The organism is Duncaniella dubosii (genome assembly GCF_004803915.1).
Taxonomy (GTDB): Bacteria; Bacteroidota; Bacteroidia; order Bacteroidales; family Muribaculaceae; genus Duncaniella; species Duncaniella dubosii.
Genome location: NZ_CP039396.1, coordinates 2,428,828 through 2,444,746, shown reverse-complemented (window position 1 = coordinate 2,444,746; position 15,919 = coordinate 2,428,828). Strand labels below are relative to the sequence as shown.

Here is a 15,919-nt window from a genome sequence, read left to right as displayed (position 1 = left end):
ATGGAAATCAAGCCCTCACAACGAGTTGAAAATATAAAGGAATACTACTTTTCGACAAAACTTAAGGAAGTGGCCGCTATGAAAGCCGCCGGCGAAGATGTCGTGTCGCTCGGCATAGGCGGTCCTGACCGCCCGCCACACCATAGCGTCATCGACGCTATGACCGACGCACTCAACTGCCCGTCAAACCACGGTTATCAGCCACATGTCGGTGTGCCCGAACTCCGCGAAGGTTTTGCCAAATGGTACAGGAAATGGTATGACGTAGACCTCGACCCGAAATCGGAAATTCAGCCGCTGATCGGTTCAAAAGAGGGTGTGACCCACATCTCCCTTGCCTTCCTCAATCCGGGCGACGGAGTACTCGTCCCCAACCCCGGCTATCCGACCTATTCCTCAATCAGCAAACTTGTAGGCGCTGAAATCTTCAACTATGACCTTGTCGAGGAAAGCGGATGGCAACCCGATTTCGAAGCCTTGGAAAAATTGCCGCTCGACCGCATAAAACTCATGTGGCTCAACTATCCCCACATGCCCACCGGCGCAAGGGCACGCATGGAGACATTCGAAAAAGCCATAGCCTTCGGTAAGAAACACGGCATCGTCATCGTCAACGACAATCCCTACTCCTTCATCCTCAACGACAACCCCATGAGCATCATGCAGGTGGATGGCGCAAAGGAGATAGCCATCGAAATGAACTCTCTCAGCAAGAGCCACAACATGCCCGGATGGCGCGTAGGCATGGCCGCATCGAACCAGACGTTCATATCATGGATACTCAAAGTCAAAAGCAACATTGACTCAGGCCAGTTCAAACCCCTCATGCTTGCAGCCGCCAAAGCTCTTGAGGCCGACAAGAGCTGGCACGACGAAGTCAACGCCGTCTATGCCTCACGCCGGAAAGTCGCCGAAAAAATCATGGATGAACTCGGATGCACATTCGACCCAACCCAGAGCGGATTGTTCCTGTGGGGTAAAATAAATGACCCCGCAGTCACATCCGAAGCTCTCGCCGACCGTCTGCTCCACGAGGCCAAAGTGTTCCTGACACCCGGCTTCATCTTCGGCTCTAACGGCGAAAGATATATCCGCATCTCTCTCTGCGCGACGGAAGAGCGCATGAACGAAGCACTCGACCGCATCAAAAAACTCAACGGAAAATAAGTAACTTATACATAGACAATACATATATCTTATGGAAAATATCAAACCGCTCGCAATCGACGGAGTGGAACTCACCAAACCGATTATAATTTCAGGCCCATGCAGCGCCGAGACAGAGGAACAAGTCATGCAGACCGCACGCGAACTCTTGCGTTCGGGAGTAAAGATATATCGCGCCGGAATCTGGAAACCCCGCACAAAACCCGGAGGGTTCGAAGGTGTCGGCGTCCCCGGCCTCGCATGGCTCAACAAAGTTCGTGAGGAGACCGGCATGAAAATCGCAACCGAAGTCGCCAACCGAGGCCACGTCGAAGCCGCCCTCGAATATGACCTTGACCTTCTGTGGATCGGAGCGCGCACATCGGCCAATCCCTTCGCCATGCAGGAAATCGCCGACGTGCTCCGCGAAAGCGGACGCGACATCCCCGTGCTTGTAAAGAATCCTGTCAACCCCGATCTTGAACTGTGGATCGGAGCGCTCGAACGCCTCTACAACGCCGGCATCACCCGTCTGGGCGTAATCCACCGTGGATTCAGCACTTACGGCGAACACATCTACCGCAACCATCCCCAGTGGCGCATCCCCCTCGAACTCCGCATACGCTACCCGCAGATTCCCATAATCTGCGATCCCAGCCACATCGGAGGCAAACGCGAACTCATCGCTTCGCTCTCGCAGCAGGCACTCGACATGGGCTTCGACGGCCTGATCATCGAAAGCCACTGCAATCCGGACTGTGCGTGGAGCGACAAGAACCAGCAGATAACCCCTGAAGTGCTCGGTGTCATACTCGACAACCTCGTCTACCGCGACGCACCTGTACCTACCGAAAGCCTCGCGCAGCTCCGCCGTCAGATCGACCAGCTTGACAACGACCTCGTCGAAATACTTGCAAAGCGTATGAACATCTCGCGCGAAATCGGTAAATACAAAAAGAACCACAACATGCCTATCGTGCAGCCCGGACGTTACGGCGACATCATGCACACCCGTGTGAAGACAGCAGCAGCAGCCGGTGTCGACGAGGAATTCATGAGCAAGATTCTCTCTACCATTCATGAGGAATCTGTCAGACTACAGGTCGAATTGACTGAAAAGAAGTAGGCCGACATCCACACACAAGGTCTTAGAAGTTGTTTTCTCCCGTCCTTCAATCTATGACCGCCACGGAGAAGTGGATACCGGCAAATGAAAGACCCTGAGAAAACGACTTCCCCCTACCAACCACCAGATTTAACAACCGTCCACATAACGACAGAGATGAAAATACTGATTCTCGGAGCAGGCAAAATGGGCAGCTTCTTCTGCGACCTCCTCTCGTTTGACCACGAAGTAGCCGTATACGATCCCGACCACCAGCGGCTTCGATTCACATTCAATGCCCTCCGATTCAAGGAACTTAGCGAAATCGAGGAATTTGAACCTCAGCTGGTAATAAACGCCTCGACTGTAAAATACACGCTACAGTCGTTTGAGGCCGTCCTCCCCTACCTCAAACCTTCATGTATCATAAGCGACATAGCATCGGTCAAGACCGGACTGCCGGAATTTTATGCCACATGCGGCCATCCCTTCGTCAGCACCCATCCCATGTTCGGGCCGACATTCGCTTCGCTGAGCAACCTCAGCAATGAAAACGCCATCATAATCAGCGAAGGCGACCATCTCGGCAAAGTGTTTTTCCGCGACCTGTATTCTCGTCTTCATCTCAACATTGTCGAATATACCTTTACCGAACACGACGAGACCATAGCCTATTCGCTGTCGATTCCGTTTGCGGCCACACTGGCTTTTGCCGGAGTCATGAAACATCAGGAAGCACCCGGAACAACCTTCAAGCGCCACATGCAGATTGCACGCGGGCTCATGTCGGAAGACGATTTCCTTGTCAGCGAAATCCTCTTCAATCCCAACACTCCGCAGCAGATTGAAAAAATCCAGCAGCAGATGGCTGAACTTCTCGACATTATCAAACGCCGCGACAGCAATGACATGAAAGCCTTCCTCGCGCGAGTTCGTGAACATATCAGATAACTATCACCCATTACATCAGATAGCCGCACAGTAGCGTCGAGCCTTCGGTCAGGATACCAGTCCGGCCTGTTATTGCTTCACGGCTAAACGACAAAAAATCAGCCCTCATGCCCCAACCGGGAAAAGGACTGATTTTTTTGTCGTTTATACACCGTAACGGGGATTATTCCGACAACGGCTCGAACATATCTTTTCCGACACCACACTCAGGACATGTCCAGTCGTCAGGAAGGTCGGCAAATGCAACACCCGGCTCAATGCCATTGTCAGGATCACCTACTGCTGGATCATAAACCCAGTTGCATACAGTGCAAACATATTTATCCATAATCTCTCAAATAAAAAAAATTAAACTATTTATTAATTGTGTGATTTTAAATATTATTCAATAATTGAATCGTGATATAAATCATATATATTGAACACCGATACCGAATAAAAAGTTTAACAATCCAAAAACGACTTATATTTCCCGGCCGTATTTCCGCCACTTATTGCATATCTCATATTTTTCAAGTAATTTTACGCATAAAGAAGATATTACACTTTATCATTACACATATTTCTTTTCACCACCTTTCCAATTTTAAGAAATCCGACAATGAAATTAAAACTGATTTTTCTAAGCCTGCTGGCATCGCTGTTCGGTGTGCGGTGGGGACATGCCTCAGAACCGGTCAAAGATCCGCGCGAACTGATAATCTATCAGGTAATGGTTGCCTCGTTCCAACACTCCCCCGACGGAGCGCCGGGCTACACTGCCATGTGGGGACCAGACGATGCGATTAAAAACGGAAATCTACGCGGTATCATAAACTCTCTCGACCATATCAAAAGCCTCGGGGCGAATGCTCTTTGGATGACACCCGTTTTTGACAGCTCGACCGCAGACGGAGGTGAGAAACTACAGGCTACGGGCTATTTCACAAACGATTATTTTAAAATCGATCCGCACTTCGGAACTGAATCCGACCTGCGCGAACTGATTGAAGAAGCCCACAAAAGAGGTATCCACGTGATTCTTGACGGAGTGTTCGGCCATCACGGCGGAGTGACATCTCCCTCGCCCAACGGACACGAAATCACATCTGAATGGGTTTTCAGCGACCGTGGCGAAAGCGGAGGCAAAGGTAACGTGGTCTATCCCCAGTCTCTCGAATATTTCAAAGACCTTGCGACATATTACATTGACAAATACGGCATCGACGGATGGCGTCTCGACCAGGCATATCAGGCATTACAGGGCGGCCACAACTACTGGAATGAAATCCGCGAAGCTGTCGACTCGGTTACGGCCACGCGAAAAGCTCGCGGAGAACGCTGGGGGACTCTCGGATATCTCGTAGGCGAAGACTGGGGCACAGCTGATGTCATCAACAATGGTGTCTACAAGGACGGAGGTCTGAAAAGCGCATTCGATTTCGACGGCAAGGAACGCATCAGCGGTCCTATGCAGGCTATTGACTCCGAAGGTCTTGAAAACGGCTGGAACGATGTCATCACAATGCTTTCACCTCCGACCTCGCGCGGATACCTCAACGACTCGGTGATGCCAAACCTCTTTCTGTCGAATCATGACGGCTACCGTCTTGCCGACCATTTCGATCCGGCCGACCCGCTGTTCTATCAGAAACTTATGACACGCCATGCGATTCTCGCAGCCTATTCTGGACCTATCACCCTCTACTACGGCGACGAGTATGCCGACATGAGCCGCGACTCGAAAGGGGCGCAGAAAGACAACATCGCACGCACCACTGGCCACCTTTCGCCGCGCAATGCCCGAGAAAATGAGCTGAAAGATTATATCGCCAAAGCTATGGACTTCCGCAAAGCCAACCCTGCAATGTGGCGCGGGGAGGCAAGTTTCTATACTGTCTCTCCTACTCAGGATTGTAATGTCCTCGTAGTGACAAAAACCGACAAGGCGACCGGCAATCAGGTCTGCATCATATTCAGCGATGCCGACACCAAACTCCCACTACCCACCACAGATGAAACAGTGAGCCTTAAAGCATGGCAACCGGTATTCATCAAGATAAAGTAGACTCCGTCAAGATATATCCCGAAAAGAGCAATATCGGATATCCCGGCAACGAGACAGCCCCGCATACCTGATTCAATGGCATACGGGGCTGTCTCGTTTTTTCTTTTTATCAGTCATTTATTGCTACGGCGTGACATTATGCAGTCAGACAGCAAGCTATAGATTTCTTTTTCACGGCCATCGAGCAATGAGAGATGGCCGTCGATCACACGGCGGTCGCCACGCGCCGCAGGGCCTGTCTGCGAGGCTGCCGGAGAGTTGACAAACGCCTTGCGCAAGGTCTCCTCAAGCAATGGCCGGAGAACTTCGAACGGAAGACCATCGCGCGCGAGAAGTTCGGCAGCAAGAGTCCATAGATAATTCGTAAAATTACAGCCAAACACGGCTGCGATGTGCATCTTCTTTCGGGTATCACTGTCAGCGTGGTAGACCGAACGGAACAACTGTCCGGCAAATCCGCGTATCTCCGACTCAACCTCATCCGTCGAACCCTCGATGAAAAGCGGGACTTCAGCCATGTCAAGCTCCACATCCCTTGAGAATGTCTGCAAGGGATAAAACACCCCATAGCGTTCCGAAAGTCCCGCAAGGGATTCCATGCCGACAGAGCCTGATGTGTGAAGATAAAGAGCATCGCCTTTTGGAAGAGCCTCGGCAAGCTGGGCTATGGCATCGTCGGCCACGCTGATCAGATAGATATCCGCATCAGGGATGACAGCTCCGACATCAGCCGTGGCCGTCGCTCCGGGAATCCTGTCGGCAAGAGCCAATGCTGATTCAATGTGCCGGCTGTAGACCTGCACCACTTCGCATGCTCCTGAAAAAGAAAGAGCCGGAGCGAGATGTGAGGCCACATTTCCAGCTCCGACCATTACTATCTTCGGTTTTATCATAAAGAATCTGTTAGAATTTCCCTATATGGACATTCTCCCATTTGAGTTTTTCAAGATCCTGAGGCTTACGGTCCTCGTCTTTATGACCGAATGTGAGGATGCAGACGGGAATACAGGTCTCAGGCATTCCGAGCGCTTCCTGCACATATTCCTCCGAAGGGATATTGTCGGCTGTGAAGCGTCCGCGAACCTGAATCCAGCATGAACCCAGACCGAGGGATGCAGCCTGAAGCATCATGAACGATGCGGCAACCGATCCGTCCTCAATCCACGGATCTGTCGATGTAGTGTCGACAGCAACCACGACCGCAAGCGGACACTTGGCCACTGGCATCGCGCCTGCAGGCTTGCAGTCGGCCAGCCGTGAAAGCATGTCGGAATCTTCGACCACGACAAATTGCCACGCACGTGAGCTTTTTGACGTAGGTGAAAGCAAACCGGCCTCAAGAATGAGCTTTACGTGCTCAGGGTCAATTTTTTCGTCGGTATAACGGCGTATGCTTCTGCGGTTGATGAGAAGTTGCTGGAAATCCATAGTTTAAGTCTAATCTGAATGAGGGAATAATGAGGGGGGAATAAATTATGGCGTTCAAGACCGGCAATCCATCGTCAGCGACGGCACACCCAGACTCCCGGATAACGCTCCGAAAGTGATGATGCAAGCGACTGAGCTTCATTGATGTCGGAAGCAGATGCCACGTAGACGCGATAATTGCTGTCCATCTCGATAATCTTCATCGCCTCGTCCTTGCACTGAGCGATGTGACTCCGGGCCGCTTTCTCGGTCGGGAACGAGCCGACCACAAGGATATAGCGTCCGATCGGCGCAGTCTGCTGAGCCGTCGCGGCAACTGTCACCGCCTCATCATCCTCTGCAGGAGGCATGGCGATGTTGAGCAATATTTCACGCGAGACAGAGACCGTCGAATCAATCACCCGCTCGATACGCGAGCTTATGCCGGTGTCAAGCGATGCGAAATTCACACGCGGACCGCTCACAAGGCTTGTCGTCGAATAAAGAATGCCAAGCCCGACAATCACAGCTACAACCGAGGCGACAATCTTTAACGGGAAAGGTATCACCACAGGATCGTTGGCCGACGGCTCTGAACCGTAAGCTTCGGTCTCGACTTTCTCCTCATAGTCAAGCGGGACTATATTCAGAGGTTGCAGTCCGTCGAAACGACGGACTGCGAGAGAATCGTCAGAAGGGTTAAAGACAGGCGATTCAGAGGTAACACCGGGCGTGAACACGCCAAGATGTCCCATCACCACTTCTCCGCAATGCTGCAACTGTCCGCGAAGTGCAGCTATTGAAGCATCGAGAGTCAAACGTGCATTTTCAAGGCTCACACCTTCCCGGCGCGAGATGCTTCCGAGCAGCAAAGCGTCGTTGTGACGGACTTCCGGATTGAAGCCGAGAGTCCGTGAAGGAGGGAGAAAACGCTGTGTCTTGGCATCATAACGCGCTGATTCATGGTTGAGCATGAATGCACCGAAACCGGGCACCACTACACATTCGTGGTGCATAAGTAAGTATTCTATATGTTGCGCTATGTCGATCACACTGCAAAGTTACTAAACTTCCACTGACCTTGCAAACGGGGACAGGAAAAAATCATCGGCAAAGCCACCGTATTTTTTCAGGAACAGGACGATTGTTTATTATTGCTGTCCGATAAAATTAAATATCATTGTTTATAATCCGTCTCAATCAGATCATGCGCGGTTTTTGCCTTTATAGACTCGGAACGGTTCGTCAGTTTGACCTCGAATTTCAAACCCTGAAAAGCTTTTTCAGGATTTCTGCGTATATCGTCGAGTATACGCAGAAACTTTATACGGTCGGTTCTGATATACTCATGTTCACCGGGACGCGGTGTGATAGGACGGTCGGTCGCTTCAATACTGTTTATGATAAAAGCATACTCACCTCCATCGCTCTCTGCCTCCATGATGAGTCCGGGAAGCCCCATCAGCTGCCACGGGCCTGACGACACCGGCACATCGGGAGCAAACCATGCAGTCCATCTGCGCCCATGATAGTCGGTCACCGCCTGCTGGCATTCATATCCAAGAATTGTCCTGACTGAATCTCCGACTTCCCACACGAGGTCGGACATCGGAACTGTATAGGCATAATCCTCCCTTGCAGCCTGATCGCAGACATCAAGTATGTCCGCACCCTCGCGACGCGTAACCTGAAAAGCCTTACCCCTCGACGGGACATTAACTTTTGTCTTGTCAATCGACAAAGCTCCGTTCTCAATTGTAAGAGCTGTTGAAACCGCACTACGCATCAGCTCCTGATATTTCGCCTGACCGTCAGGTGTGGCCATGAGCGAGTCATATTCCTCGGTGTTGACACTGAAGAAACGCGAGGCCACAGGCGATGCGAGAAGCATCATGTTGTCTGTATTCTCAATATCATGGCCGGCAGTGTGACGGATCAGATATTTATAGGTATAGACAGCTTTTATCTGTGCTTTGGGATAGTCGGCTGCCTGCGAGGCAAAAGCTGTGAGGAGTGAGAACGTGATAAATATGATACGTTTCATTATTTATCTTTGTAGTCTGTTTCAATTAAGTCATGGGAAAGGGCTGCCTTCATGGCATCGTCTCGGTTTACGAGCGTGACACCCGGCATATATTTTTCAGGATTCAGGTGTCTGTCACGTTTCTCGGCAAGAAATTTTTTGCGTGTAGTCTTAAACAGGTCACGTTCGCCGGGACGCGGGGTTATCGGACAGTCAGCAGCCTCAAGTCCGGTGATAGTGAAACTATACTCCCCTCCATCGCTCTCAGCCTCCATGATAAGTCCGGGAAGTCCCATAAGCTGCCACGGGCCTGACGACACCGGCACATCGGGAGCAAACCATGCGGTCCATCTGCGTCCATGATAGTCGGAGACGGCTTGCTGACACTCGTAGCCGAGTATAGTCTTCACCGAATCCCCGACTTCCCACAAGAGGTCGGACATCGGGACCTGATACACATAATCTTCTTTGGCCATGGAATCATAAACGTCAAGCACATCTGCATCCGGCTTGCGTGTGACCTGAAATGCAACCCCGTCAAGCGGTTTTTTCACCCGCGACATATCAATGCGCATTTCGCCGTTTTCATGGACAATCGCATCCTTCATGGCCTCACGGCTCATCAGCTGATATTTTTCTTTGCCATCGGGCCGGGCCATGAGCGAATCATATTGCTCGGTGTTGACACTGAAGAAACGCGAGGCCACAGGCGATGCGAGAAGCATCATGTTGTCTGTATTCTCAATATCATGACCGTCAGTGTGACGGGTCAGATATTTATAGGTATAGACAGCTTTTATCTGTGCCTTGGGATAGTCGGCTGCAATGATTGACAATGATGACGCAGCAGCCATGAGGACTGAAAGAATTATTTTTCTCATTGATGTTATGTATTTTATCCGATTTATTCACTACTTTTTTAGATAGACCGAAATCATGAATTCGCGTCCGCGCAGACGGCTCGAACGTTCATATTGCGACAGGGTCCCGAACGAAGTATAGCTATATTCCTTGCGGTTAAGTATGTTGGTCAGCGATGCCGAGAGTTCAAGACGCTTGGTGATGTTGAACGTCAGCTTAGAGTCGAGCATAAACATGTTCTTATAGTTGTCTGCCTCAATCTGATTGCGGTAATACTCTCCGCCAGTAGACCATGTCACAAGCCGGCACGGAGTGACAGTCAGACTGCCGGAATAGATGAAATTGTCGGTGGTCTGTCTCGGCATTTCCGATATTTTCAGGAACTCCTTTCTCCATGTAAAGCGAAAATTCCAGTTGACAAACGACGATATGTTGCCGTTGACATGAGGAGCGAGAGAGAATGAGTCGTTGATATAGTTCATGGCAAGTCCCTGTGACCACATATTGTTCTCATTTCGGTTATAGTTCGTATTGACACCTATCGCGCCACGCATGAAATCAAGCGTCTTGCTGACATTCGCATACGCAAGAACACCGCGTGACGATGACGGCTGTGAAGTGTAGGAATAGAATATATAGTCGCCGAGAATGTTCTGGACACTGCCGAATTTAGACCTGTTCCATGAATATCGGCCTAAAGCATTGATGAATATCCCCTTGCGCGCGTTGCGGAACATATAGGATATCGACACAGCCTGGCCGGAAGAGGTATAATAGTCGTCTGTCCCCGAATTGAATGTGCGGTAGTCGGTGAGAATAGACGCATCATGTATGTTGTGGAGCGATGCGGGACTCCGGCGTGCGCTGCCACTCAACCTGAGGCTCATGCGAGGGGTTATTTTCCATTTGGCCGAGAGCGACGGCGAAATGAAAAACTCGCTGCGGTCGGCGAGAGCGCCGGAAAAGAAATAGGTATAGAAATTGACAGGCAGACCGAGCGTCAGCTCAACTTTGCGGTGGCTCCATTCGAATTTAGGCGAGGCATATACACGCAGATAGTCAGTGGTCAGCCCTTCAGACCCGGTGATGCCTTCAAGCTCGACTCCCCACAGATCTGTGTCAAGGTGGCGGAAGTAACCGGTAAGACCGCCTTCGAGCGAAAGAAGCACACGATTCAGGACGAGACCGTACGATGCGCGTTCGTCGGTATAGAACGAATACTGCTTCACCTGCTGTCCGTAAGCCTCGCCGCCATCACGGCTGACAGTGAGATGCTCGGGCAGTGAGTTCCATTCGTTACGGCTGGTGAAGGTTATAAGGCGGTTTTTGCCGAAACGCTTAATGATTTTAAGATCGTTGGTTACGGAGTATTCCGGATTGCGCGTCGACTGGACATTCGGGAGCGAGCCGGTAGTGTTGAGACGCAGGTCGTTCCACGAAAGATCGGCCGAAAGGGTATTGTTGAGAAAATATGTCTTTTCATTCGCCTCATAGATGAATTTGCCTTTAATGGCGTTGCGGTGGCTGAGCGAATTGCGGTCTTCGAGAATCACCTTATCGCCTGATTCAAGGAAATATGTGGTGGCCGATATGCCCTGAGCCGTCACGCGGTCATTGTTGTAGTCAAGCTGCAGACGTATGTCAGACCCTTTCTTCGTCTTCCACAGATGGCTCGAAGAAACCATCCACGAACGGTTGAAATAGCTGCGTTTTCTCGCAAGATTAGGTGTCGACGGCGCTCCGACCGACGTATAGCCCGTAAGCTCCTCCGAGGAACGGTCGGCAGTGAAGTCAAACACTTGGCCTGAAAGGTCAAGCCCCGTATTATTTCCCTTGAAAGTGGTCAGCATCTGATATTTGCCCATCACCATCATGGTGAATATCTCACCGTTCCAAAGAGCTCCCGCAGGCTGGTCAGACCATCCGCCGGAAAGTGTGCCGTGGGCGATGAATGTTGCCTTGGCGCTGTTTTTCACCTTCAGATTGATGGCAGCCTGATCCGAGAAACTCAGACCACGGAGCACCTGCATCGGCTGATGGTTTTCCATCACTTCGACCGATTTTATATCGTCGTGGGCGATTCCGTTGGTAGCCACACCGTAGCGTCCGCCGAGCAAGTCGTTGCCCTCGATGTAAAATTTATTTATGTCAGTGCCCTGATATTGAATCTTTCCTGCATTGTTTACATCTATGCCGGGCATGCGCTTTAGCACATCGCCTATCGTGTGGTCCTGTTTCTGGGCGAACGATGCCACATGATATGTTATCGTGTCGCCCTGCTCGCGGATACGGTCGGCCTTGACCGCCACCTCCTTGAGCTGAAAGGCAGCTGGCTCCATCTCTATGCGCAGCGGAGCGTCGGCCACCGGAGTGACAGTCCGTTCGCCATAGCCCATGAATGTGGCCTTGACCTTCATACCCTCGACGGTGCGGGTCTTCATCGAGAAGCGCCCCTGCGCGTCGGTCGTGGCGAAGCTCTTTATCTTGTTGAGTGAGTCGCGCAGCGTGACATTGACTCCGGCCATCGCCGAGCCGTCCTCCTTATCAATCACGATACCGCTGACAGTCACCTGTGCCGACACGCCCGACACGATGAACATAAGAAACAATATTATAGCACTGAGTTTTTTCATAATGGCAAAATTACATCGTTGAAACCATACGGGAAATACACAAAAGTGTATATTTTCATCCCAATCCCGGTTCATCCGGATTAATGCGGATAGTTAGTCTCTTCAAAATCGTAGGGCGTCCTCTTGACTTTCTTCGGAGCGTTGTCTGTATTCGTCTTTACCCCGTATGCCGCAGCAATCTTGCTGCCCATACTTGTGGTGGAGGTTATGTATTTGTAACGGTCGTTGAGATACTTGTCGCGGGTGGTCTTGAAATAGTCACGGAAAATATAGATGCCAACGTCTCCAAGATTGTCTTTCACGATGCCTGTAGATGTAAAGACATAATGGCGCTTGGCATCGTAGGCTTCAAGTATCAGACCCGGCAGTCCGCTGAGTTTCCACGGCCCTTCGGCGACAGGGATTTCCGGGGTGAACCACGCCGACCATCTTCGGCCACGAAAATCAGTGAAGGCGAGCTGGCATTCATAGCCTAAAATCGTCTTGACCGAATCGGCAATCTCCCACACGGGTGTCTCAATCTCCTCTTCATAGACCCGGCGCTCCATATCGAAGTAGTTGGCTACAGTCCACTTACCTTCGGGCATGTTTTTGAAAATATATTCGTTCTCCCAGCCACCGAGCGGTTTCCAGACCTTGGTCCTGCGCTCCTCTTCGAAATTTGCCCTGTCAAGCTGCCAATACAGATCCGAATTGTAGTGGGCAAGTGAATCCCTGAAAAATTTAAGCACCGGGTAGAACATTGCAGAGGTCTTGCCTACACGCAGGGCCATCTGCGCGTCGGGCCATGGATGCTTCTCGACCTCAGAGACAGTGTCCCTCACGACATGTTTAGTGAAAAGCACTTCAAACATAGCCGGTTCTTTCGGCTCGATGCGCTGTGCATATCCTTTCACTACCGAAGAAAAGACAATTGCGACGAATAAAATAAGCCTATTCATAATAAAATAGTAAAAAAAAGAATTACAATATGAATCACCAACAAAATTAGTACATAGCCGCCAATTTGCAATAGGCAAAAAAGTTTAACATACGTTTTTAACACAATTTTAACTATATTTCACTATCCCAGACGGTATATTGATAAAAATTAGGTTGTATGACTGTTATACCATGCAAAAAATTTTCAACCACATCCTATTTGCTTATTCAAATATAAAAACCTAACTTTGCGGTGACAAAGGGGTGCGGGCCACTTATCAGTCCGCTGAGATGATACCCTCTGAACCTGATGCGGTTAGTACCGCCGAAGGGATTGCACTTGTCCTCGCTTCATGCCATAGACTCTGAATATGTCATGGAAGCCGTCGAACTCACAGGCCATTTTCAATTAACAATGGCCGGGAGGACATCATTTCAACCCATCGCTTTGTCATTTTGATAAAAATCCACCTCCGTTGCGTATGCGCGAGGTGCATCCATGATTTGAAAACAGCGATGAGAACCTATTATCCAGTACTCACTATTGCAGGCTCCGACTCGTCGGGAGGTGCAGGCATTCAGGCCGACATTAAAACGATGTCGGCCATAGGCTGCTATGCGATGTCGGCAATCACTTCAATAACAGCGCAAAACACAACAGGCGTACGTTCCATCATGCCTGTCACACCGACCGTTGTCACCGATCAGATTGAAATGGTGATGACCGACATCACTCCGCTTGCCGTAAAAATCGGAATGCTCTGCAACGCCGAAGTCGCCGATGCCGTAGCCACATGCCTCAGCCGTTACAGTCCGGCCAACATAATATTAGACCCGGTGATGGTTTCCACCTCAGGATCAGTGTTGCTTGAAGAGGATGCCGTCGAAGTGCTTGTGAAAAAAATATTTCCGCTGAGCACCCTTGTCACCCCTAATCTCGCCGAAGCCAAAGCCCTGACAGGTGAGACAGACTTAACACGTCAGATCGACCGTCTCCGCGAGATGGGATGCAGGAACATTCTTATAAAAGGTGGTGACAGCGGGAACAAGGATTTCAAAATCGACTATCTTTACCTCGGAGAACGTGATGAGACAATCGAGCTGCGTGCCGATGCCGTCGACACAAAAAATACCCACGGGACGGGATGTACACTCTCCTCGGCTATCGCATCATATCTCGCCGTCGGCAACAGCCTTGCCGATGCGGTAAGACTCGGCAAACTCTATGTCACGCATGCGCTGGAGGAAGGTTCTTGGATCACTACGGGCAAAGGCCACGGCCCTCTCAACCACTTCTTCTCTCCCCGAAGACTAAAAAATTTCAATCCCAACCGACGATGAAAATAACAATCAACGAAGTTTCGCTCGAACTTCCCGAAGGCTCTACCCTTCAGGACGCTCTTGACGCAAAGGATATAAAACCGCAGGGAATAGCCACGGCGCTCAACGGAGCGGTAGTCCCGGCCATACTGCGCCCGTCGAAAAAACTTGCCGACGGCGACAGTATTGTAATCATCAAGGCTTTCTACGGAGGTTAGACCTGTCACGACAGACGGCTGCACATGTTGAAAATCGCAATAACACCTGAAAACATCGACGAGAAAAATGAAGCGGCGATGGTCTGCACCCTCATCACCAACGGATGGGACAGAGTTCACCTGCGCCATCCGTCAGCTTCACCAGCCGATATGCGACGGCTCATAGAGGCAATCCCTCCTCAGATGCACACACGGCTCGTGATTCACGACCACTTCGACCTCATCAGCCGCTATCGGCTCGGAGGGCTGCACCTCAACCGCCGCTGCCCTGTCGCGCCCCACGGCTACAGCGGAGGACTGAGCCGGTCGTGCCACTCGATCGACGAAGTGATGGCCGGCGGCACGATGGACTATGTGACCCTCAGCCCGGTGTTCGACAGCATTTCAAAATCAGGCTACATGGCAGCCTACAGCCATGAAGAACTCTTGCGCCTGAGCGGCGCTCCCACAAAGGTCATCGCACTCGGAGGAGTAAATCCCGAACGCATCGACTTCCTCAAACGTTACAATTTCACAGGTTTTGCGATGCTCGGCGCTCTGCCGTGGGGAGAGAACGTCGGCCGGATGACAGATTTTATCTCCCGACTCAATAAGGAATTATAAACAAGAAATATATGCTACAGTTCATAACCCATCCCTCAGACAAATACTCGATAGCCGAAGAAGTGCAGATGGCGCTCGAAGGCGGCTGTAAATGGATTCAGCTTCGCCTGAAAGACGCAAGCGACGAAGAATTCCGCCAGACTGCACTTGAAATCATTCCGCTCTGTCAGGAAAGCGAAGCCTTCCTCGTGTTCGACGACCGTGTGGAGCTGGCGATGGAAATGTCGGTCCACGGTGTCCATCTCGGCAAAAACGACATGAACCCGCTGCTCGCACGCGAGACTATGGGGGCGGAAACAATCATCGGATGCACGGCCAACACCGCAGCCGACATCAAGGGTTTCAAAGGATGGGATGTCGACTATGTAGGACTCGGCCCGTTCCGCTACACGACAACAAAAGAAAAACTATCGCCTGTCATCGGTCTCGACGGATATGCGGCGATAGTCAATGAAGTGCGTGCAGAAGATATTCTGCTCCCTATCGTGGCCATCGGTGGAATCACAATCGACGATATCGACGCTATCATGCAGACCGGTGTCAACGGCATAGCAATGAGCGGTGCGATCATCAATTCCCCCGACCCTGTAGCCTATACGCGACAGGCGCTTGAAAAAATCCACGAAGCAGCCGAAAAATACCGCAAGCGCTAAGCCGCGACAAGCTTCCGAACCATTAAAATAA

The 15,919-nt window shown here is 50.8% G+C and carries 16 protein-coding genes and 1 riboswitch; of the genes, 8 read left to right on the top strand and 8 right to left on the bottom strand.

Annotation, left to right across the window (positions count from 1 at the left end; genetic code table 11):
* The 3 genes from E7747_RS10645 (at nucleotide 1) to E7747_RS10635 (ending at nucleotide 3,202) form a co-directional block, all read left to right on the top strand.
* Nucleotides 1-1,167: a pyridoxal phosphate-dependent aminotransferase gene (locus tag E7747_RS10645; protein WP_123615556.1), complete on the top strand. Its 1,167-nt coding sequence runs from the start codon at nucleotides 1-3 to the stop codon at nucleotides 1,165-1,167.
* 31 nt (nucleotides 1,168-1,198) lie between these two features.
* Nucleotides 1,199-2,272: a bifunctional 3-deoxy-7-phosphoheptulonate synthase/chorismate mutase type II gene (locus E7747_RS10640; RefSeq protein ID WP_136415867.1), complete on the top strand. Its 1,074-nt coding sequence runs from the start codon at nucleotides 1,199-1,201 to the stop codon at nucleotides 2,270-2,272.
* A gap of 156 nt (nucleotides 2,273-2,428) precedes the next feature.
* Nucleotides 2,429-3,202, top strand: coding sequence for a prephenate dehydrogenase (locus tag E7747_RS10635; RefSeq protein WP_136417105.1), 774 nt, complete (start codon nucleotides 2,429-2,431; stop codon nucleotides 3,200-3,202).
* A gap of 163 nt (nucleotides 3,203-3,365) precedes the next feature.
* On the opposite strand, the gene rd is transcribed toward E7747_RS10635, so the two are convergent.
* Nucleotides 3,366-3,530 carry a rubredoxin gene (gene rd, locus E7747_RS10630; RefSeq protein ID WP_123615559.1) on the bottom strand — a complete coding sequence of 55 codons (165 nt, stop codon included), beginning with the start codon at nucleotides 3,528-3,530 and terminating at the stop codon, nucleotides 3,366-3,368.
* A gap of 273 nt (nucleotides 3,531-3,803) precedes the next feature.
* On the opposite strand from rd, the gene E7747_RS10625 reads away from it, so the two are divergent.
* Entirely contained in the window at nucleotides 3,804-5,249 is a 1,446-nt protein-coding gene (locus E7747_RS10625; RefSeq protein WP_136415865.1) for an alpha-amylase family glycosyl hydrolase, read from the top strand.
* A 113-nt stretch (nucleotides 5,250-5,362) separates the two neighbouring features.
* On the opposite strand, the gene E7747_RS10620 is transcribed toward E7747_RS10625, so the two are convergent.
* The 7 genes from E7747_RS10620 to E7747_RS10590 form a co-directional block, all read right to left on the bottom strand.
* Nucleotides 5,363-6,142, bottom strand: coding sequence for a Rossmann-like and DUF2520 domain-containing protein (locus E7747_RS10620; protein WP_136415863.1), 780 nt, complete (start codon nucleotides 6,140-6,142; stop codon nucleotides 5,363-5,365).
* 10 nt (nucleotides 6,143-6,152) lie between these two features.
* Nucleotides 6,153-6,677 carry a nitroreductase family protein gene (locus E7747_RS10615; RefSeq protein ID WP_136415861.1) on the bottom strand — a complete coding sequence of 175 codons (525 nt, stop codon included), beginning with the start codon at nucleotides 6,675-6,677 and terminating at the stop codon, nucleotides 6,153-6,155.
* A 74-nt stretch (nucleotides 6,678-6,751) separates the two neighbouring features.
* Entirely contained in the window at nucleotides 6,752-7,708 is a 957-nt protein-coding gene (locus tag E7747_RS10610) for an HU domain-containing protein (protein WP_228449138.1), read from the bottom strand.
* 125 nt (nucleotides 7,709-7,833) lie between these two features.
* On the bottom strand, nucleotides 7,834-8,700 hold the full coding sequence (locus E7747_RS10605) for a GLPGLI family protein (RefSeq protein WP_136415858.1): 867 nt from the start codon (nucleotides 8,698-8,700) through the stop codon (nucleotides 7,834-7,836).
* Complete coding sequence (locus E7747_RS10600; RefSeq protein ID WP_136415856.1) at nucleotides 8,700-9,560, bottom strand: GLPGLI family protein; 861 nt, start codon at nucleotides 9,558-9,560, stop codon at nucleotides 8,700-8,702. The genes E7747_RS10605 and E7747_RS10600 overlap by 1 nt, the downstream gene beginning before the upstream one ends.
* A gap of 30 nt (nucleotides 9,561-9,590) precedes the next feature.
* A complete protein-coding gene (locus E7747_RS10595; RefSeq protein ID WP_168185309.1) occupies nucleotides 9,591-12,173 on the bottom strand; it encodes a TonB-dependent receptor in 2,583 nt (860 codons plus the stop codon).
* Nucleotides 12,174-12,253: 80 nt separating this feature from the next.
* Complete coding sequence (locus E7747_RS10590; RefSeq protein WP_136415852.1) at nucleotides 12,254-13,114, bottom strand: GLPGLI family protein; 861 nt, start codon at nucleotides 13,112-13,114, stop codon at nucleotides 12,254-12,256.
* A 230-nt stretch (nucleotides 13,115-13,344) separates the two neighbouring features.
* Nucleotides 13,345-13,445, top strand: a riboswitch (TPP riboswitch).
* A gap of 165 nt (nucleotides 13,446-13,610) precedes the next feature.
* Here E7747_RS10590 and thiD point away from each other — a divergent pair.
* Genes thiD through E7747_RS10570 form a run of 4 tightly spaced genes read left to right on the top strand, consistent with a single transcriptional unit; the run spans nucleotide 13,611 to nucleotide 15,888 of the window.
* Nucleotides 13,611-14,435, top strand: coding sequence for a bifunctional hydroxymethylpyrimidine kinase/phosphomethylpyrimidine kinase (gene thiD / locus E7747_RS10585; RefSeq protein ID WP_136415850.1), 825 nt, complete (start codon nucleotides 13,611-13,613; stop codon nucleotides 14,433-14,435).
* The gene (gene thiS / locus E7747_RS10580) at nucleotides 14,432-14,632 is read left to right on the top strand and encodes a sulfur carrier protein ThiS (RefSeq protein ID WP_123615568.1); all 201 of its coding nucleotides are present in this window, start codon (nucleotides 14,432-14,434) and stop codon (nucleotides 14,630-14,632) included. The genes thiD and thiS overlap by 4 nt, the downstream gene beginning before the upstream one ends.
* 24 nt (nucleotides 14,633-14,656) lie before the next feature.
* Nucleotides 14,657-15,235, top strand: coding sequence for a thiamine phosphate synthase (locus E7747_RS10575; RefSeq protein WP_136415848.1), 579 nt, complete (start codon nucleotides 14,657-14,659; stop codon nucleotides 15,233-15,235).
* 11 nt (nucleotides 15,236-15,246) lie between these two features.
* On the top strand, nucleotides 15,247-15,888 hold the full coding sequence (locus E7747_RS10570) for a thiamine phosphate synthase (RefSeq protein ID WP_136415846.1): 642 nt from the start codon (nucleotides 15,247-15,249) through the stop codon (nucleotides 15,886-15,888).
* Nucleotides 15,889-15,919: the final 31 nt, after the last annotated feature.